The sequence below is a fragment of the Ralstonia sp. Ralssp110 genome (genome assembly GCF_047325135.1).
GTDB classification, from domain to species: domain Bacteria; phylum Pseudomonadota; class Gammaproteobacteria; order Burkholderiales; family Burkholderiaceae; genus Ralstonia; species Ralstonia mojiangensis.
Window position 1 is genome coordinate 1,025,676 of record NZ_CP168609.1, and the last position, 19,192, is coordinate 1,044,867.

Sequence of the window (19,192 nt, forward strand, 5' to 3'; positions counted from 1 at the left end):
TTACAAGCCTCGGAGACACCCATGAAAGAGTCGACCCTCACGTTTTCCAGACCCGTCTGGAAGGACGATGGCTCCAGCCGGATTCCATTCCGCGCCTACACCGACGACGAGATCCACCAGCGCGAACTGGAACGCCTGTTCTACAACGGGCACTGGTGCTACGTCGGTCTGGAAGCGGAGATACCCAACGCGGGCGATTTCAAGCGCACGGTGGTGGGCGAACGTTCAGTGATCGTCACGCGCACGCCAGACGGCTCGATAGCCGTGGTGGAGAACGTCTGCGCGCACCGCGGCGTGCGCTTCTGCCGCGAGAGATCCGGCAACCGCAAAGACTTCACCTGCCCCTACCACCAGTGGAACTACGACCTCAAAGGCAACCTGATCGGCGTGCCGTTCCGGCGGGGCGTGAAGTCCGAAGGCAAGGTGCAGGGCGGCATGCCTGCCGACTTCGATCCGAAGGAACACGGCCTCACGCAGCTCAGCGTGGCCGTGCGCAATGGGGTCATCTTTGCCTCGTTCGACCATGACCTGCCGTCTTTGGAGGACTTTCTTGGGCCCACCATCCTCGGTTACTTCGACCGCGTGTTCGACGGTCGCAAGCTGAAGATTCTTGGCTACAACAAGCAGCGCATTCCGGGCAACTGGAAGCTGATGCAGGAGAACATCAAAGACCCGTATCACCCGGGGCTTCTGCACACATGGTTCGTCACGTTCGGGCTCTGGCGGGCGGACAACAAATCGGAGCTGAAGATGGATGCGCTGCATCGCCACGCCGCGATGATCTCCACGCGCGGCACCGGCGGTAAAGGCGCCGTCACCAGCGGCGTCACCAGCTTCAAAGAGAAGATGACGCTGCACGACGACCGCTTTCTCGATGTCGTGCAGGAACCCTGGTGGGGCGGCCCGACGGCCGTGATGATGACCGTCTTCCCGAGCGTGATCATCCAGCAGCAGGTCAATTCCGTGTCGACACGACACATCCAGCCCAACGGCCACGGCTCATTCGATTTCGTCTGGACCCACTTCGGCTTTGAAGACGACACCGAAGAGATGACGCAGCGCCGCCTGCGCCAGGCCAACCTGTTCGGGCCCGCCGGTTTTGTCTCGGCAGACGACGGCGAGGTCATCGAGTTCTCACAGGAAGGCTTCGAGCAGAAGCCTGGCCACCGCACCGTGGCCGAACTCGGCGGCCGCGAGGTGGGCGACACCGACCACATGGTCACGGAAACGCTTATCCGCGGCATGTACGAATACTGGCGCAAGGTGATGGAGATCTGACATGGCGGACGCGACTAACACGCTCGATTTCTCGACCTACCAGCAACTGCTGGCCCTCTATACCCGTTACGCCAGCGCCGTGGACAACGCAGCGTGGGACCAATGGACGGACCTCTTCGTCGACGACTGCACCTACAAAGTCCAGCCGCGCGAAAACTACGAACGCGGCTTTCCGCTCGCCACGCTGTCGTTCGAAAGCAAGGGCATGTTGAAGGACCGCATCTACGGCATCACAGAGACGATCTTCCACGACCCGTACTACCAGCGCCATGTGGTGGGGCTGCCCGAGGTCACGCACGTGGAAGGCGACCGCATTGAAGCGCAGGCGAACTACGCCGTATTCCGCACCAAGCCCGATGCGTTGTCGACGGTGTTCAACGTCGGCCGCTACATCGACACCATCGTCCGCACCGAAGCGGGATTGAAGCTGAAGTCGCGCACCTGCGTGTTCGACAGCGAAATGATCCCGAACTCGATCATCTATCCGATCTGAGGTCTGCCCATGAGCAATACATCAACCACCACCTGGCTCAAGCTCGTCAGCATTGACGACCTGCCGGACGACGACGTGATTGCCGTCAGTGCGGGCGACTCAGAGATCGCGGTGTACCGCGTTGCCGGTGAAGTCTTTGCCACCGACAACGTCTGCACCCACGGCCACGCGCGCCTGTGCGACGGTTTTCTCGACGGCTACGAGATCGAATGCCCGCTGCACCAGGGCAAGTTCGACGTGCGCTCGGGCAAGGCGATGTGCGAACCGCTCACGACCGACGTGCGCACGTTCCCGATCAAGATCGAAGACGGCCACGTCTTTGTCGAGCTGTAAGGGGATGGCCATGACATCAACCACGCTGCAGACCGAGCGCGGCGCGTACTACGCGCAACTCGATGGCAAGCAACTGGCGCCGCTCTGGGAATCGCTGCACTCGCTGGTGCCGCGCGAGCCCAAGCCGCGCATCGTGCCCGCCATCTGGAAGTACAACGAGGTGCGCCCGCTGGTCATGCAGGCCGGCACCATCATCAGCGCCGAAGAGGCCGTGCGCCGCGTTCTGATTCTGGAGAACCCGGGGCTGCCGGGCAAGGCCAGCGTGACATCCACGCTGTACGCGGGGCTGCAGTTGATCCTGCCTGGCGAGATCGCGCCGAGCCACCGGCATACGCAATCGGCGCTGCGCTTCATTGTCGAAGGCCGTGGCGCGTGGACGGCCGTCAACGGCGAACGCACCACAATGCACCCCGGAGATTTCATCATTACGCCTTCGTGGACGTGGCACGACCACGGCTGCCCGACGCTTGAGGATGGTGGCGAACCCGTCGTCTGGCTGGACGGCCTCGACATTCCGCTGGTGCAGCAGTTCGACTGCGGCTTTGCCGAGAACTACCCGGAAGCGCAGCAACCCGTGACGCGCCCGGAAGGCGACAGCTACGCACGTTTCGGCCACAACATGGTGCCGGTGCGCCATCGCGTGACCGACCCCACGTCGCCGATCTTCAGCTACCCGTATGCGCGCTCGCTCGAAGCGCTCGACACGCTCTACCGCCACGGCGAACTGGACCCCTGGGACGGCGTGAAGCTGCGTTATGTGAATCCCGCCACCGGCGGCTGGCCGATGCCGACCATCGCCACCTTCATGCAGTTCCTGCCCAAGGACTTTGCGGGCAAGACCTACCGCAGCACCGACGCCACCGTCTACAGCGTGGTGGAAGGCCGCGGCACGGCACACATTGGCGAGGCGCAATTCGAGTTCGAGCCGCGCGACGTGTTTGTCGCGCCGTCGTGGGCGCCGGTGCAACTCAACGCATCGGAGGATGCGGTGCTGTTCAGCTATTCCGACCGGCCCGTGCTGTCTGCACTGAATCTGCTGCGCGAAGCGCGTACCTGACAAGAACCCACTCCATTGCTCTTGCGGCGTGCCAGACAGCACCGCCGCTGGCCCCACGCATCCGAACGATTTGAACCATCCGACAGAACCGACCATGACCTACGTCTTCACGCCCCCTGCCCTCACCGCCGTGCCCGTTGCAGGCAGCAGCAACCAGTTTGCCGTCCGCCGCGTCTATTGCGTCGGCCGCAACTACGCCGCCCACGCCCGCGAGATGGGCTACGACCCTGACCGCGAACCGCCGTTCTTCTTCTGCAAGCCCACCGACGCCATCGTGCCGGTGGCGGATGGTCAGACACTTGAACTGCCGTATCCCTCGCAAACGCAGAACTACCACTATGAAGCCGAGTTGGTGGCCGTGATCGGAAAATCCGGCGCCGACATCTCCGTGGACACCGCGCTCGACCATGTGTGGGGCTACGCCGTGGGGCTGGACATGACCCGCCGCGATCTGCAGATGAAGATGCGTGAGATGGGCCGCCCGTGGGAAATCGGCAAGGCATTCGATGTGTCCGCACCGATGGGGCCCATCCATCCGGTCAGCAAGATCGGGCACCCGCAGCAAGCCGGCATCTGGCTGACCGTCAATGGCGAGACCAAGCAGCGCAGCGATGTATCGCACCTGATCTGGTCGGTGGCGGAAACGGTCGCGTACCTCTCGCAGTTCTTCCGCCTGGAACCCGGCGACGTGATCTTTACCGGCACGCCGGAGGGTGTGGGGGCCGTCAAGCCCGGCGACAGCATCGTCATGGGCGTGGATGGCCTGGGCGAGCTGAAGGCCTGCATCGTCTGAGCGGGCGCGCCATGCAGCTCTACAGCTTCTTCAACAGCTCGACGTCGTATCGGGTGCGCATTGCGCTGGCGCTCAAAGGGCTGCCTTACGAGACGCTGCCGGTGAACATCCGCACCGGCGAGCATCGCGCGGCAGGCTATGTGGAGCACGTCAACCCGTCGGCGGGCGTACCGGCGCTCATCGATGGCGAGATGCAATTGAGCCAGTCGCTCGCGATCATCGATTACCTCGATGCGCGCCACCCCGAGCCACGACTCATTCCGCTCGAACCATTGCGGCGGGCACGCGTGCTGGAACTGGCCAACGCCATCGCTTGCGACATCCACCCGATCAACAACCTGCGCGTGCTGCGCTATCTGCAAGACGTGCTGAAGGTCACGCCCGAGCAGAAAGACGCGTGGTATCGCCACTGGATCAATGAAGGCATGGCCACCGTCGAGCGTTTGCTCGCGCGGTACGGCACCGGCCCATGGTGCTTTGGAGATGCACCGACGCTGGCCGACGCGGCGCTGGTGCCGCAGGTCGCCAACGCGCTGCGCATGAGGTGTTCGCTGGGGCAGTACGACCGCGCGATGGCGATCTACCAACACGCCAGTGCGCATCCGGCCTTCAAGGCTGCCGCGCCGGCACAACAACCAGATTTCGTCGCCTGATGCACGTCACGCATCGCTGAAAAACAATCACAACGGAGGAGACCTCATGAACCTGCGCCACCTGGCGTTCCCCTTGCTGCTGGCAGCGCCCGCGCTTGCCGCCGCACAATCCGCAGCCCAGTCCGTGACGCTGTACGGCGTCATCGATACGGGCGTCGAATACGTCAACCGCATCGGCTCGACCGGCAATAGCGTCGTGCGCATGCCCAACCTGAGCGGCACGGTGCCCTCGCGCTGGGGGCTGCGCGGCACTGAAGACCTGGGCGGCGGCGCCAAGGCACTGTTCACCCTGGAATCGGGCTTCGCACCCGACAGCGGCACGAGCAACCAGGGCGGCCGCCTGTTCGGTCGGCAGGCGTGGGTGGGCCTGTCCAACAACTGGGGGCAGATCAGCCTCGGGCGTCAGTACACGATGCTGTTCTGGGCCACGCTCGATGCCGACCTGCTCGGCCCCAACGCGTACGGTTCGAGTTCGCTCGACACCTACTTGCCCAACGCCCGCGCCGACAACGCCATTGCCTACAAGGGCAAGTTCGGCGGGTTCACGGTCGGTGCCACCTACAGCTTTGGCCGCGATGCCGTCAACGCCGGGCCCAGCCCGTCCGGCACCAACTGCGCAGGCGAAAACCCTGCCGACACGCGAGCCTGTCGCGAGTGGTCTGCGCTGCTGATGTACGAGACCGGCAAGTGGGGGGTGTCCGCCGCGTATGACTCGCAGCGCGGCGGCCCGGGTGCGTTTGCCGGCTTGACATCGAGTTCGCTCAAGGATGACCGCCTGGCCATCGGTGGGTATGCGTTGTTCGATCGCGCAAAGATCGGCCTGGGCTGGATCGGCCGCCGCAATGGCGCATCCACCACGCCGCGCAGCGACCTCTTCTACGCCGGCGCCGCATACGACCTGACACCTGCGCTCACGTTGACCGGCGAGGTCTTCAACCTGCGGTTCCACAACAGCGCCAACAAGGCATGGCTGGGGGCGGTGCGCGCCAGCTACGCGTTCAGCAAGCGCTCGTCGGTGTATGCCACGGTCGGCTATATCGACAACCGCGGCAGCCTGGCGCTGTCTGTAGACAGTGCCGCCACGGGCGCCGCACCCGCCGCCGGTGGAAACCAGCTCGGCACGATGGTCGGCATCCGGCACGTGTTCTGACCTGCCATGAAAAAGGCCCGCCACTCTGTGCGAGTGGGCGGGCCTTCGAACTTCAAAGCCAGAACGGTGCCGGCTCAGCCGATGGCCGTAGCGTCCAGCGCCTGCGTGAAGTCCGCCACCAGATCGGCTTCATCCTCGATGCCGACCGACACGCGCACGAGCGAATCGGCAATGCCCATCGACGCGCGGCGCTCAGCGCCCATTTCCCAGTAGATGGTGGGCGCCACCGGAATCACCAGCGTGCGCGTGTCGCCCAGGTGCGTGGCGCGCACCGCGTAGCGCAGGTGGTCGAGCATGTCGACGTAATCAGCGCCGTCTACCAGCTCAAAGCTCAGCAGGCCGCCGTAGTGACGGAACAGCTCGGTGGCGCGGGCGTGCTGGGGGTGCTCCGGCAGGCCGGGGTAGTAGACACGTGCCACCTTCGGGTGCGCCGCCAGCGTGCGGGCCAGCGCCAGCGCGTTGCTGCAGGTGCGGTCGACACGCAGGGCCATTGTTTCGGCGCCCACGGCAATGCGGTGCGCGGCATCAGCAATCAACGTGGCGCCCTGGTCGCGCAGGCCCTTCTTGCGGATCTGCTGGATACCCTGCATTTCCGGCTTGGCCTTGCGGTAGGCCGGATAGATGTTCGGATAGGCCGCCCAGTCGAACAGGCCCGTATCCACCACCGCGCCGCCCAGCGCGTTGCCGTGCCCGCCGATGTACTTGGAGAGCGAATGCACCACCAAGCTGGCCTGCGCGTCGCGCGCGCGGAACAGCCATGGGGACGTCATCGTGCTGTCGACCACGTAAATCAGGCCGCGTGCCTTGCAGATGTCGCCAATGCCCTTCAGATCCGCCACTTGCGTGCGCGGGTTGGCAATGGTTTCCACGAAGACGAGGCGCGTATTCGGCTGCACGGCGTCGGCCACCGCCTGGGCCGACGTGGCATCGACGAACGTCACGTCCACGCCCAGGTTGCGCAGCGTTTCGAACACGCTGTTGGTGTTGCCGAACAGGAAGGCGCTGGAGACCACGTGGTCGCCGGCACGGAGCATGGTGGAAAACACCGCCATGATGGCCGCCATGCCGGTCGCAAAGCACGCGGTTGCCACGCCGGCTTCCATCATCGTGATCTTGGCTTCCAGTGCCGCCGTGGTCGGGTTGCCCTGGCGCGCGTAGGTGTAGCCGGGCTTGCCCTGGAACACGTCGATCAGCTCGCGCGTATCGGTATAACCGTACGTGGTGGACGTGTGCAGCGGCTTGTGGATGGCGTAGTGCTCGACGCCGGCTTCGCGGTCGGCGTGCAGGAGGGCGGTGGTCAGTCCGGTCATGGCGGGGGCAGCAGAAAAGGCGGGGGGACGGCAGGAAAGTCCTGCATTATCGCGCGATTCCGGGGCCGCCTGACCAGCAAAGCCCCGGCAGGCGTGGAACGTGGCTTGCGTCACACCTCGCGTTGCAAGACTGACCGGATTCCACGCCTGGTGCGCGGTTTCGCCCTAGACACGCAACCTCAGTGCCTGCGCGGCCGCCAACTGTCTTCCTTGTCTCCCTAAGACCCTCGCGCGGCCAGCACGAAGAACAGCAACGTACTGGCGCACATGCACAGGGTCGCCACCCAAGCAGTGCCATGCAGCAGCCGGGAGCTAGGGAACGGCCCCATCACGGCCTTGCGGCGCGACATCAACTGCAACATCACCATGACGGGCGTGGCCGCCACGCCATTGAGCACGGCTGCCCAGTACAGCAGCTTGAACGGCTCGATGGGCAGGAACACCATCACCGTGGCCACCGCCATCACAAGCGCCAGGAACAGATAGAACTTGGGCGCGCGGTGCACCTTGGCCTCCAGGCTGCTGTGCCACTGGAAGGCTTCAGCAGCGGCATAGGCGGCAGAGCCCGCCAGCACCGGCACCGCCAGCAGCCCCGTGCCGATCACGCCCACGGCAAACAATGCCTGCGCAAATGGGCCAGCCACGGGCTTGAGCGCTTCGGCGGCCTGGGCGCAGGTCTCGATTTGCGTGACGCCGTGCGTGTGCAGTGCGTAAGCGGCCGTCAGCATGATGCAAAAGGCGATCAGCGCCGATACCACCATCCCGACCGTGGTGTCGATACGGATGCGTGCAAGCTGATCCTTCGCCTGCCAAGGCGCTTTCTTGAGCGGCGCTTCGTCTTCGGCCAGCCGCGTCTCTTCGACTTCGCCCGCGGCCTGCCACACAAACAGATAGGGGCTGATGGTGGTGCCGAACACCGCCACCAGCGTCATTGCATAGTCTTTCGACCAATGCAGCCGGGGCACCACGGTGTCGTGCAGCGCGTGCGCCCAGTCCACCTTCACGACAAACGCCGTGGCCACATATGCCAGCAGTGACAGCGCCGTCCACTGCAGATAGCGCGCATAGCGGCGGTACGGCATCCAGACTTGCAGCGCGAGCGTGAAGATGGCAAACAGGCAGGCATACCACGCTGTCGAACCACCCAGAAGCAGGCGCACGCTGTCGCCCATGGCCGCAATGTCAGCCCCCACGTTGATGATGTTGGCAAGCGTCACCAGTGCCACAAATGCATAGGCGAGCCACGGCGACTGATGCCGCCGGATGTTGGCGACCACGCCCTGGCCGGACACGCGCCCCAAGCGGGCACTGACGAGCTGGATGGAAATCATCAGGGGCAGGGTCAGCAACAGCGTCCACAGCATGCCGGTACCCATCTGCGCGCCGGCCTGCGCATAGGTAGCGATCCCGCTCGGATCGTCATCGGCCGCGCCGGTGATCAGGCCGGGCCCCAACCGGCGGTACCACGGGGCGTCGTCTGCGGCCGGCACGTTGCGCTCAGCTGCGATTGTCTGTGAGCGGCGCGTCGGTGGTCTGGTCGCCCGGGTCGTGCAGCTTGTCGCGTGTGATGCCAGGTGGCACCTCGCCCTGGCGCATGCGGCGCAGCGTGTCGTGCCGGCTTTGCGGCTTGGGTGCCGTGCTGCCCGTGCGGCCCACTTCCGCAATGGCCGGCCGGTCGCCGGGCTTGCGGTGCGATTCGGCCTGTCCCCAATCAGCCTTGCGTTGTTCGGCGTCTCGGTTTTCCTTCTGTTGCTTGTCTCGCATGATTGGCTCCGGTGTGCGGGTGCGGGTGTGCAAAATCAGCGGCGTTTGCGGATCAGGCTGACCTGTCCGTTGCGTTCCAGGATGGCGGCCTCTACATCATCGAGCGTGCGCGAGCCCAAGGTCTGGCGCACGCTCTCTTGCAAGTCGCCGACGGTGATGAGCGCCGCATCCATCTGTCCTTGGTCGAAGCGTCCTTCGCGATAGACCTCGCGTTCGCGCCCCGCGATGAGCCGATCCAGCTTCGGCAGCCGCACGCACGCCCAGCCCAGCAGGCGATGCACGGCCACCAGCGCGAGCGAGGCCGACACCGTGGCCACAAACGGCGAGGCCCCGACAATCGCGCGACTCAGCGTCGCCCCCAGCAACACGGCGACAACGAAGTCGAACGGCGCACGCTGCCCGAACGAGCGCCGGCCCGACAGACGCACCAGCGCCAGCCCGATGGCGAACACAACCACCGCGCGCATCGCGGTTTGCAGCGCGTTGAGATCCTTGCCTTCGCCAAACAGGAACAGCAGCGTGTCCATGGCGCCTCCCGTCGTCGATGTGGAGTCTGTTCCACCAGGAGAGCAAACGGCGTGCCGCACGGCATGCGCGCGAGAGTGCTCCTCACGCCGCGTTCAGGCGCAATGGCATGCGGCGTGCTGAAACGGTGTATCCACCCTTTCATAGCGAGCCCACCATGCCAGACCAGCCACAGCAGCAACCGCCACAGCATCAGGACCGTCAGCCCGGCACCGAGGGCGACATGACGCCGCGCCCGCGTGCCGAGATGGAAAACTACAGCGGCAGCGGCAAGCTGACCGACAAGGTGGCCATCGTCACCGGCGGCGACAGCGGCATCGGACGCGCCGTCGCCATCGGCTTTGCCAAGGAGGGCGCCGACGTGCTGATCGCCTACCTGGACGAACACGACGATGCCAACCAGACCTGCCGCCTCGTACGCGCGACCGGCCGCCGCTGCGAAGCCATTGCTGGCGACCTGGGCGACGAAGCGCATGCCCGCGCGGTGGTCACGCAGGCGGCGGCCATGTTCGGCAAGATCGACATCGTGGTCAGCAATGCAGCAGAACAGCATCCACAGCAGAGCCTGGCCGACATCGATGCCGCGCAGCTGGAACGCACGTTCCGCACGAACGTCTTTGCGATGTTCTATTTGATTCGCGCGGCGCTGCCGCACCTGCATGAAGGCGCGCGCATCATCACCACGACGTCAGTCACGGCGTTTCGCGGCAGCGGGCATCTGGTGGACTACGCCGCCACCAAGGGCGCGATCGTGGCGTTCACGCGCTCACTGGCGCAGCAGTTGGCGGACAAGGGCATCCTCGTGAACGCCGTGGCACCGGGACCGATCTGGACACCGTTGATCCCGTCCACCTTCGATGCCGAGCACGTCGCCAAGTTTGGCAGCCAGGAGCCATTGGGCCGGGCCGGCCAGCCGGATGAAGTGGCGCCCTGCTACATCTTTCTCGCGTCTGCCGATGCGAGCTATATGACGGGGCAAACGCTGCATCCGAATGGGGGGGAGATCGTCAATGGGTGACGGGGCTCTCCCCCTTCCACCTCATCAAAACGCCGTCCGCATCCCCACCATCGCGCCGAGCTGGTTGACGCCCTTGGCCGGCGTGGTGCCGCCACCGCCGCCGCTGACGGAATACTGCGCGTTGGCACTGTTCCAGAGATAGCCCGTCTGCGCGTAGAGCGCCGTGCGCTTGGACAACGCATAGACGCCGCGCAGCACAGCCATCGTAGCGCTACGGCTCTGGTCAGCATTGACCAGGCGGATCAGGCCTGCATCAAGCGTGAGTGCACCCGTGAGCGGATAGCTGCCGTTGACGAAGTACAGGTTGGAACGGACGTCGCCGGCAACGGCCTGCACGTGGCGACCGATCCAGCCCACGCCGAGCTTGGCGTTGCCGAGTTTCACGTAGCCGTTGGCGACGATGCGGCGGTCCTTGTCGCCCGCATCGGTGAACGCGATGGGCGCGCTGCCGTTGAAGAACGATGCGGTGGCGCCCGTGCCGCCGCGTTGCTCTTCGTAGGCGCCGGCCACGCCAAAGGTGGCGGCGTCGTACTTCACCATGGCCGACATGGCGCGGCATGCCGATGCATTGCCCGCTACCTCTCCCGCACAGGTGCCGGACGCCGGCACACCGCCCGCCGCATCGCGGCCGAACGAATACGTGGCGCCGACTGTCAGCCCGCTGAAGGTGCCCTTGTAGGCGATGGTGTTGTCTGTGCGGGCGTTGGGAATGTAGGCATCCAGTGACCCGATGGCGTACTGGCTGGGGCCGAGAATGTCAGCATCGGCCAGCGACAGAAACACCATGCTGTACTGCCGGCCCAGCGTGACGGTGCCGTAATCACTTGCGAGCCCGACCCACGCCTGCCGGCCGAAGAGACGACCGCCCTGACCGGAAGTGCCGGTGTCGGTGTTGAAACCACTCTCCAGGGTGAACACGGCCTTCATGCCGTTGCCCAGGTCTTCAGCGCCGCGCAGGCCCCAGCGCGAGGGCAGCGTGCCCGTGACCGACGGAATGCGCGTGAGGCCGTTGCCATTGGTATTGGCATGGCTCACGTATTCGATGCCGGTATCGATCAGGCCGTAGAGCGTGACGCTCTGCGCATTGGCCGCGCCGCTGGCGAGCGCGCACGTGGCAGCGGCCAGCACGAGACAGTGCGTACGCAAGGTGGTGGTTTGCATGTGGGGCCCCTCCTAGGGTCGAGCCGGTCCCGCCCCCCATGTCTGGCGGGCCGGCAGTTTGGAATACGTGGATGTGGAAGGCGCCATCCGGCCGGACGGCGCGAAAAACAGAACCGCTGTGTCAGTCCTGCACGCGCGGCCGCTTGAGCAGCAGCAGCGCAGCCAGCGCCGCGATGATGGTGACCGGGATGCTGGCGCCGATGATGGTGGTGGCGTGCTGCCCCATCGCCAGCAGTTGACCGGCCAGCAGCGGCCCGGCGATCGAGCCCAACCGGCCCACCGCCACCGCAGCGCCCACGCCGGTACCGCGCACGACGGTCGGGTAGTACGCCGCCGCCAGCGCATACAGCACCGACTGCGCGCCGATCACGAACAGCCCCGCCATGAAGGCGCCGGCCGACATCGACGCCATGCCGCCCGCCGCAGCCAGCAACGACAGCGCCGCGATGATGCCGACATACATGCCCGACACCACCCAGCGCGGGCGCGCGGCGTCCATCAGCATGCCAATACCCAGCGCGCCCGCACCGCCGCCGATGTTGAACAGGATCTGCACCATGCCCACCTGCGGCCGGCTCAGGCCCTGCGCGGCCATCAGGGAGGGCAGCCAGTTGAGCAGGAAATACAGCACGATCAGCGTGAAGAAATAGCTGACCCACAGGAACAGCGTGGCCGCCATGCGACGCTCGCCAAACAGCGCCCAAGACACCGGCGGCGGTTGGATGGCGCCGCGCTGCTGACCGTCGAAACTGCGGTCAAACCGGCGCGATTCCTGCAGCGTCAGCAGCAACGGCACCACCACCAGCGGGCCGAAGCCGCCCACGTAGAAAATGTGGCGCCAGCCGGAATCGCCTGCACTCAACATGCCGACCACCGCGGCGATGGCACCTCCAAATGGGATGCCGCAGTACATGACGCTCACGGCGGTGTTGCGCAGGCGCACGGGTACCGCTTCGGCACACAGCGCGATCAGGTTGGGCATGGCGGCACCCAGGCCGATGCCGGTGGCCACGCGGATCGCCAACAGGCTGTTGAAATCCCACACGTGCGCGGTGGCGATCGAAAAGATGCCGAACAGCGCCGTCGCCAGGATCAGCACGCGCTTGCGGCCGATGCGGTCGGCCAGCCGGCCGCCCAGCATGGCGCCCGGCAACAGGCCGAACGTGCCGGCGCTGAAGGCCAGGCCCATCTGCCCGACCGACAGGCCGAACTCACGCGCCATGCGCGGCGCAGCCACGCCGATGGATTGCAAATCGAGCCCTTCAAGCAGTGCAACGATGAAGCACAGCCCGAGGGTCATGGCGACACCAGGGCCAACGTTCTCCCGGGTCAATGTCGTGGTGGTGGTTTGCATGGCGTCTCCTTCCGGATGTTGGGCGGCCGTCATTGGCAACTGAAGCTCGACGCGTCGTTGATGTTGCCGGTGCCCGTATAGCGGGCGTTCTTCGGGTATGCGCACAGGGGGCGTGTGCGGTCGTGGCCAGCGGCATTCCAGTCGCTGGGCACTTCGGCATTGGGCACGGCGTTGGCAGGGCCGCGCGCGGTGGCGACCACACTGTCAGGCGCCACGCCGTGTTCCACCCAGGCCACCAGCGGCGTGAGCATGTCGAACTGGTCAGCGGTGGGGCCGCCCGCGCAGTGGTTCATGCCGGGCACCGGATAGAAGCGCGCGAAGTTGCTGGCGTCGCCGCCGTTGGCAGCAGCCAGGCGCTGGTACCAGTCGGTCGTGTCGTCGGACGAGAACACCGGGTCGCTCGTGCCGTGATAGACCATCAGCTTGGCGCCGCGCCCCTTGAGCGTGCCGAGGTTGGTTTCATCCGGCGGCGTCATGAACGACCAGGCGGATTCGGAGTACGTGGCGTCTGTGGCGAAGATCTTCGGCGCGTCGGTGTCCATGTTGAACGCCAGGCCATACGCGGTGAGCGACGTTATGGCGGACGCCGGCTGCGGCGTGGTCGTAAACACGAACGCCAGGGCTGCGGGATCCAGCTGGATCGAGTTGCCTTGCTTCCAGGCTGCCCAGTTGCTGCCGCTGATGCCGGCGTCAAACGAAAAGCCCGAGTACAACGCCTGCCCCGCACTGTTGCGCGCGCCGGCAAACAGGTTGGCCATCACGGTCTTCTGCGCGGCGGTCAGGCAGGTGCCGTCGCGTGCCCCGGTGCAGGTCGGTACATCGTTGGCGAGGCTGAAGGCGGTCTGGCACGCCTTGAGGTTGTTGATCATGCCGTCGGTCGTGCCATCCAACGCGTCGCACTTGGCGAGCACGTGGCTGGCGACCATGGCGCGCTCCGCCGCGCTCAGGGACGTGGTGATGTCCGGAAAGCCGGCGCTGGTGTTGGCCGTGACCACCGTCGCCAGTTGCTGGGCGCTGTACACCTCGTTGATGGCCGCCTTGGGTAGATGGAAGCCCGGGTCGCCTGCCACGATGCCGTCATACGCATTGGCCGACCGTGCGGCAGCCACCATCGCGTGGCGCCCGCCGTTGGAGCACCCGCCAAAGTAGCTGCGGTCCGGCGTCTTGCCGTACACCTGCGCGATCATCGACTTGGCCATCGGCGTGAGAGTGGCGACGGCGTTATAGCCGTAATCGAGGCGCGCCTGCGGGTCGCGCCCGAACAGCGGCACCTGGCTGCCGTTATGCCCCGCATCCGAACTGATCACGGCAAACCCCGAGCCCAGCGCACTGCTGACGGGCCCGCCACCCAACGCGCCCAGCGCGGTGGCCACCGCGCCATCCAGCCCGCCGTTGGCCTGGTAATAGAAGCGACCGTTCCACGCCTTGGGCAGGCGCATTTCAAAACCAATGGCGTACGTCTTGCCGTCTACCGGGCTCACGCGCGTGTTCATGGTTCCGGTAATCAGGCAATGCTCGGGCACGGCGTTACCGCCCACGCTCAACGTGCCTGCCGCCACGGTGGAGATGGCAGTGATGCTGGTGTTGGCAAAACTCAGCTTGCCGGCAAAGCTCTCGCACGCGCTGGCGAGCGTCAAACCGGTGGCGGGCGTGAGCTGGGGCAGTTGCGATGCTTGCGACGTTGATGTGTCGCCTGTGCTGTCGTCGTTGCAGCCGGCGCAGCTCAGCGCGAGGGCGAGCGCGGCCAGCGCCATGCCCCGTGACATGACGGTCTTCATGAGTCTCCTCCTGGGTGGATGAACCGGTCTTTGCCGGTTGGGCGTAGTGCTGCGTTGGAATCAGCCCGCGCGAATCACCGCGGGATCGCCATCGCGATACAGCGTGTCGACCTGCTCGGCACGGTGGGCCAGCACGGCGCGCTGGTTGAGCGTGCCCTTGTCGGTGATCTCGCCGCGGTCGAGCGATGGCGGCACGTCAAGCAAGAGCAGTCGCGCCACGCGCGTGGCGCTGCCGGTGGCTGTGGCGTTCAGTTCGTGCAGCAGCGCGGCAAACGCGGCGCGCACGGCGGGGGCATCCAACAATTCGGCCACGCCCGCGGTGGGCGGCAGGCCAGACAGGCTGCGGCATCGCTCCACTTGCGGAAACACCAGCAAGCCGATGTCGTCACGGTTCATGCCGGCAATCACCACGTCCTGCACATACGGCGCGCCCGACGCGATTACGCGGGCGCGCAACGGCCCCACGCTCACGAAGGTTCCGGAGCTGAGCTTGAAGTCCTCCGCGATGCGGCCATCGAAGACGAGGCCTTTCTCGGGGTGCTCCGCATCGTAGAAACGCAGCGCGTCGCCGCTGCAGTAGTAGCCGTCTTCATCGAAGACCGGCGCGGCAGGCTCTTCGCCGAGGCGCCAGTAGCCACGCATGACGTGCGGCCCGCGAAAGCGCGCCTCCAGCTTGTCGCCCACGGGCACGAGCTTGAGTTCGCACCCCGGCGCCGGCGTGCCGACATAACCCGAACGCATGATTGGCCGGGTCGTAAACAGGCAGCACGGCGAGGTCTCGGTCATGCCCAGCCCGGCCATGATGCGGATGCGCTCGCCGCAGTGCTGGCCGGTCACGCGCTCCAGCCGGTCCCATGCCTCTTGCGACAGCCCGGCACCGCCAAAGAAGTAGAGCTTCACGCGCGAGAAAAAGCGCTCGCGCAACGCCGGGTCCCGTTCCAGCGCCAGCGCGAGTTCTTCCCACCCCTTGGGCACATTGAAATACGCTGTGGGTGCGATCTCGTGCAGGTTGCGCAGGGTCTCGTCGAATTTGCCGGGCACGGGCCGGCCGTCATCGATGTAAAGCGTGCCGCCGTTGTAGAGCACGATGCCGACGTTGTGACTGCCGCCGAACGTGTGGTTCCAGGGCAGCCAGTCCACCAGCACCGGCGGCTCCTTGGCGAATTCGGGAATGGTCTGGCGCAGCATCTGCTGGTTGCTGCACAGCATGCGGTGCGTGGTCGGCACGGCCTTCGGTGCGCGTGTCGAGCCGGAGGTGAAAAGCACCTTCACCAGCGTATCGGGGCCCGTTGCGCCCTGCGCGGCATCTGCCGTCGTCACTGGCGTCTGCAGCAATGTGTCGAACGCCGTGGCGGTGCGGCCAGGCAGTACGCCATCGCGCGTGATGACCTCCACGCCCTCCGGCACCACCGCATCGATGGCGTTGGCGAAGGCCGCGCCATCTGCCGCATAGACAAGCCCCGGCGTGAGCACGTCGAACACGTGCCGCAGCTTGCCGAAGTCCGTCGAGACCAATGCATACGGCGGCGACACCGGCGCATACGGCACACCCGCCCACATGGCGCCCAGCGCCAGCTGCAAGTGCTCAAGATCGTTGCCGGAAAGAATCGCCAGCGGGCGCTCCGTGGAGACACCGCGATCCAGCAACGCCTGGCCGATGGCGCGGGCGCGCTCCAGCATCTCGCGATACGTCAGCTTGATCCACGCGCCGTCTGCCCCGCGGCGTGCAGCCAGCACACGATCCGGATGGCGCTGAGCGCCCGCCACGAGGCAATCGGTCATGCGTTGCGGATGCTCGGCAAGCGCCTCGGTATTGCGCACGTGCCAGACAGCGCCGTCGCGCGCGTCCATCTCGCAACGCGCAGGCGCATCGCTGACGGCAACCTGCCTGTATGGGTGATTTGGCATACCTGCCGGGGGCGGCGTGTGATGCCCGGTTTGAACCTGCCGGCCTTGAGCCTGCATTTCGACGTGATTCACGTCTTGTCTCCTGAATGCGCCGCCCGTTTTATGGTTGTGGTGGGCGGCTGCCGAACTTCAGATCGGTTAAATCGGATAGTGGCGCGGCGTATTCTGCAAGGTGATCCAGCGCAGCTCGGTAAATTCCGCAATCGACGCCTTGCCGCCAAACCGGCCATAGCCGCTGCTCTTCACGCCGCCAAACGGCATCTGCGCCTCGTCGTGCACGGTGGGGCCGTTGATATGGCAGATGCCCGATTCGATACGTTGCGCGACCCGCATGGCGCGCGACACATCGCGGCTGAACACGGCGGCCGACAAGCCGTATTCGCTGTCGTTTGCCAGGCAGATTGCCTCTTCATCGCCATCCACGCACGCCACCGTCACCACGGGGCCGAACGATTCCTCGTTGTACAACCGCATGGCAGGCGTCACGCCATCCACGATGGCCGGCTGCACGATGGCGCCATCCATGTGCAAGCCGACGGGCAGCGCAGCGCCGTGCGCGCGGGCGTCTTCCACCAGCGCCTGCACGCGCCGGGCCGCATCCACGCTCACCATCGCGCCCAGTTGCGCGGTGGCGTCGGTCGGGTCACCTGCGCGAAGCGTGCGTGCCTTGGCGGCCAGCTTGTCGACGAGGGCATCGGCAATCTTGCGATCGACGATGACGCGTTCGGTCGACATGCAGATCTGCCCCTGGTTGAAGAATGCGCCAAATGCAATTGCTTCCACCGCGGCATCGAGGTCGGCATCGTCCAGCACCAGCACCGGCGCCTTGCCGCCCAGCTCCAGCAGCGCGGGCTTCAGGTGCCGCGCCGCGTGCTGCGCAATGATGCGCCCCACATGCGTCGAACCCGTGAAGTTCACGCGGCGCACGGCCGGATGCGCGATCAGGCGTTCCACCACCTGGGCGGCGTCGGCCGGGGCGTTGCTTATCACGTTGACCACGCCATCGCCCAGGCCGGCCTCCTGCAGTACGGTGCCGATGAGCCGATGCACGCCCGGACACATCTCCGATGCCTTGAGCACGACCGTGTTGCCGCATGCCAGCGGCATCGCAAGCGCACGCGTGCCCAGGATCACCGGCGCATTCCACGGCGCGATGCCGAGCACCACACCGCACGGCTGGCGCACGGCCATCGCAAAGTTGCCCGGCACATCCGACGGGATGACGCTGCCGTCGATCTGCGTGGTCATGGAGGCGGCTTCGCGCAGCATGTTGGCCGCCAGCATGACGTTGAAGCCGATCCAGTTGGGGCTGGCACCGGTTTCGGCGGCGCCCGCGCGGATGAATGCCTCGGTGTGCTGGTCCATCAAGTCGGCCGCCTTGAGCAGGCGCTTGCGGCGCTCACCCGGCGGTAGCGCTGCCCACGCGGGGAATGCACCGGCGGCAGCCTGCACGGCGGCGTCGGCATCTTCCAGCGTGGCAGCCGCCGCACGCGAGGCGACCGCGTCGTTGACTGGATTGCGGCGCTCGAAGATGGCACCGTTTGCGGCTGGCCGGCTTTGACCGCCGATGAGCAGGGTCACATCATGCATGGGTTCGTCTCCGGGGGCGTTGGAGGGAGCGGATCAGGCGCGCTTGTATGCCTGCAGACCCGGCTTGATGGACTTGTCGTCCAGGAACTGCTTGAGGCCCTGCTCGCGGCCGCCCTCCGGATCGCGCAGCGTGGCCTGGTCGAGCTTGGCGTACAGGTAGTCCTCGTTCTGCTCCCACGTCAGCTCGCGGCTGCGCTTGAAGCCGTGCTTGGCGGCACGCAGCACCACCGGGTTCTTCTCGAGCAGCTTCTCGGCCAGCGCCACGGTGCGCGCACGCAGGTGAGCGCGCGGCACGCTCTCGTTGACGAGGCCCATGGCGGCGGCCTGCTGGCCGGTGAAGGTCTCGCCGGTCATGATGTAGTAGAGCGCCTGACGGTGGCCGACGGTATCCGCCATGGCCTTGCTGACGAGGTTGCCCGGCGGGATGCCCCAGTTGATTTCCGACAGGCCGAAGGTGGCCTCGTCCGCCGCAATCGCCAGATCGCACGCCACCAGCGGCGAGAAGCCACCGCCGAAGCACCAGCCGTTGACCATCGCGATGGTCGGCTTGGCATACATGCGCAGCAGCTTCCATTGCCACTGGCAGGCGTCGCGGCGGATCTTCTCCTGCAGGATTTCCGGGCCGGCGTCGACTTCGCGGAAGTACTCCTTCAAATCCATGCCTGCCGTCCACGCATCGCCGGCGCCGGTCAACACCAGCACCTTGGCATCGGCATCCAGCTCCAGCGCTTCGAGCACCTGGATCATGTCCGAGTTGAGCGTCGGGCTCATAGCATTGCGCTTCTCGGGGCGGTTGAACGTCACCCATGCAATGCCCTGGTCCACCTTTACGTCCACGGTTTGCCAGCGCCCTTGGTAATCAGCCATTTCCGTCTCCTTGATCTGTCGGCTGCTTGAGACGCCCGCCGTCTTGTGTGCGGCGCGTCTCAGCTTGGTGCCAATTTAATATCAGGTAACCTGATATAACAAGGAGATTATCATTGCCGTAAACCCTGACCCGAACGACACGTAGCAGAATGTGCGCATC

At 65.8% G+C, this 19,192-nt stretch carries 18 protein-coding genes; 8 read left to right on the forward strand and 10 right to left on the reverse strand.

The window, feature by feature from the left end; all coding sequences use genetic code 11:
* Nucleotides 1-21 precede the first annotated feature (21 nt).
* From ACEN9T_RS05265 to ACEN9T_RS05295, 7 genes are all read left to right on the forward strand, one after another.
* Nucleotides 22-1,278, forward strand: a complete 1,257-nt coding sequence (locus tag ACEN9T_RS05265; RefSeq protein ID WP_413705709.1) for an aromatic ring-hydroxylating dioxygenase subunit alpha — start codon at nucleotides 22-24, stop codon at nucleotides 1,276-1,278.
* A gap of 1 nt (nucleotide 1,279) precedes the next feature.
* On the forward strand, nucleotides 1,280-1,771 hold the full coding sequence (locus ACEN9T_RS05270) for an aromatic-ring-hydroxylating dioxygenase subunit beta (protein WP_413705710.1): 492 nt from the start codon (nucleotides 1,280-1,282) through the stop codon (nucleotides 1,769-1,771).
* Between the two features lie 9 nt (nucleotides 1,772-1,780).
* Complete coding sequence (locus ACEN9T_RS05275) at nucleotides 1,781-2,104, forward strand: non-heme iron oxygenase ferredoxin subunit (RefSeq protein ID WP_413705711.1); 324 nt, start codon at nucleotides 1,781-1,783, stop codon at nucleotides 2,102-2,104.
* A 10-nt stretch (nucleotides 2,105-2,114) separates the two neighbouring features.
* A complete protein-coding gene (gtdA, locus tag ACEN9T_RS05280; RefSeq protein WP_413705712.1) occupies nucleotides 2,115-3,161 on the forward strand; it encodes a gentisate 1,2-dioxygenase in 1,047 nt (348 codons plus the stop codon).
* 94 nt (nucleotides 3,162-3,255) lie between these two features.
* Nucleotides 3,256-3,954: a fumarylacetoacetate hydrolase family protein gene (locus tag ACEN9T_RS05285; protein ID WP_413705713.1), complete on the forward strand. Its 699-nt coding sequence runs from the start codon at nucleotides 3,256-3,258 to the stop codon at nucleotides 3,952-3,954.
* Nucleotides 3,955-3,965: 11 nt separating this feature from the next.
* The gene (gene maiA, locus ACEN9T_RS05290) at nucleotides 3,966-4,607 is read left to right on the forward strand and encodes a maleylacetoacetate isomerase (RefSeq protein WP_413705714.1); all 642 of its coding nucleotides are present in this window, start codon (nucleotides 3,966-3,968) and stop codon (nucleotides 4,605-4,607) included.
* 46 nt (nucleotides 4,608-4,653) lie between these two features.
* Nucleotides 4,654-5,757, forward strand: a complete 1,104-nt coding sequence (locus ACEN9T_RS05295) for a porin (protein ID WP_413705715.1) — start codon at nucleotides 4,654-4,656, stop codon at nucleotides 5,755-5,757.
* Nucleotides 5,758-5,831: 74 nt separating this feature from the next.
* On the opposite strand, the gene ACEN9T_RS05300 is transcribed toward ACEN9T_RS05295, so the two are convergent.
* The 4 genes from ACEN9T_RS05300 to ACEN9T_RS05315 form a co-directional block, all read right to left on the reverse strand.
* Entirely contained in the window at nucleotides 5,832-7,067 is a 1,236-nt protein-coding gene (locus ACEN9T_RS05300; RefSeq protein ID WP_413705716.1) for a cystathionine gamma-synthase family protein, read from the reverse strand.
* A 218-nt stretch (nucleotides 7,068-7,285) separates the two neighbouring features.
* Complete coding sequence (locus tag ACEN9T_RS05305) at nucleotides 7,286-8,557, reverse strand: Nramp family divalent metal transporter (RefSeq protein WP_413705717.1); 1,272 nt, start codon at nucleotides 8,555-8,557, stop codon at nucleotides 7,286-7,288.
* Between the two features lie 7 nt (nucleotides 8,558-8,564).
* The gene (locus ACEN9T_RS05310) at nucleotides 8,565-8,831 is read right to left on the reverse strand and encodes a hypothetical protein (RefSeq protein WP_413705718.1); all 267 of its coding nucleotides are present in this window, start codon (nucleotides 8,829-8,831) and stop codon (nucleotides 8,565-8,567) included.
* Between the two features lie 35 nt (nucleotides 8,832-8,866).
* Nucleotides 8,867-9,358 carry a DUF421 domain-containing protein gene (locus ACEN9T_RS05315; RefSeq protein ID WP_413705719.1) on the reverse strand — a complete coding sequence of 164 codons (492 nt, stop codon included), beginning with the start codon at nucleotides 9,356-9,358 and terminating at the stop codon, nucleotides 8,867-8,869.
* Nucleotides 9,359-9,513: 155 nt separating this feature from the next.
* Between ACEN9T_RS05315 and ACEN9T_RS05320 the strand changes: the two genes are divergently transcribed.
* Nucleotides 9,514-10,374 (forward strand): SDR family oxidoreductase, encoded by an 861-nt coding sequence (locus ACEN9T_RS05320; RefSeq protein WP_413705720.1) that lies wholly within the window; start codon nucleotides 9,514-9,516, stop codon nucleotides 10,372-10,374.
* 24 nt (nucleotides 10,375-10,398) lie between these two features.
* On the opposite strand, the gene ACEN9T_RS05325 is transcribed toward ACEN9T_RS05320, so the two are convergent.
* The 6 genes from ACEN9T_RS05325 to ACEN9T_RS05350 form a co-directional block, all read right to left on the reverse strand.
* Nucleotides 10,399-11,535, reverse strand: coding sequence for a porin (locus tag ACEN9T_RS05325; RefSeq protein WP_413705721.1), 1,137 nt, complete (start codon nucleotides 11,533-11,535; stop codon nucleotides 10,399-10,401).
* A gap of 121 nt (nucleotides 11,536-11,656) precedes the next feature.
* A complete protein-coding gene (mhpT, locus tag ACEN9T_RS05330; RefSeq protein ID WP_413705722.1) occupies nucleotides 11,657-12,889 on the reverse strand; it encodes a 3-(3-hydroxy-phenyl)propionate transporter MhpT in 1,233 nt (410 codons plus the stop codon).
* Between the two features lie 29 nt (nucleotides 12,890-12,918).
* Nucleotides 12,919-14,667: a tannase/feruloyl esterase family alpha/beta hydrolase gene (locus ACEN9T_RS05335; RefSeq protein WP_413705723.1), complete on the reverse strand. Its 1,749-nt coding sequence runs from the start codon at nucleotides 14,665-14,667 to the stop codon at nucleotides 12,919-12,921.
* 60 nt (nucleotides 14,668-14,727) lie between these two features.
* Nucleotides 14,728-16,632, reverse strand: coding sequence for a feruloyl-CoA synthase (locus ACEN9T_RS05340; RefSeq protein ID WP_413706600.1), 1,905 nt, complete (start codon nucleotides 16,630-16,632; stop codon nucleotides 14,728-14,730).
* An 81-nt stretch (nucleotides 16,633-16,713) separates the two neighbouring features.
* Nucleotides 16,714-18,165: an aldehyde dehydrogenase gene (locus ACEN9T_RS05345; protein WP_413705724.1), complete on the reverse strand. Its 1,452-nt coding sequence runs from the start codon at nucleotides 18,163-18,165 to the stop codon at nucleotides 16,714-16,716.
* Nucleotides 18,166-18,198: 33 nt separating this feature from the next.
* Nucleotides 18,199-19,032 (reverse strand): p-hydroxycinnamoyl CoA hydratase/lyase, encoded by an 834-nt coding sequence (locus ACEN9T_RS05350; RefSeq protein ID WP_027679713.1) that lies wholly within the window; start codon nucleotides 19,030-19,032, stop codon nucleotides 18,199-18,201.
* Between the last annotated feature and the right edge of the window lie 160 nt (nucleotides 19,033-19,192).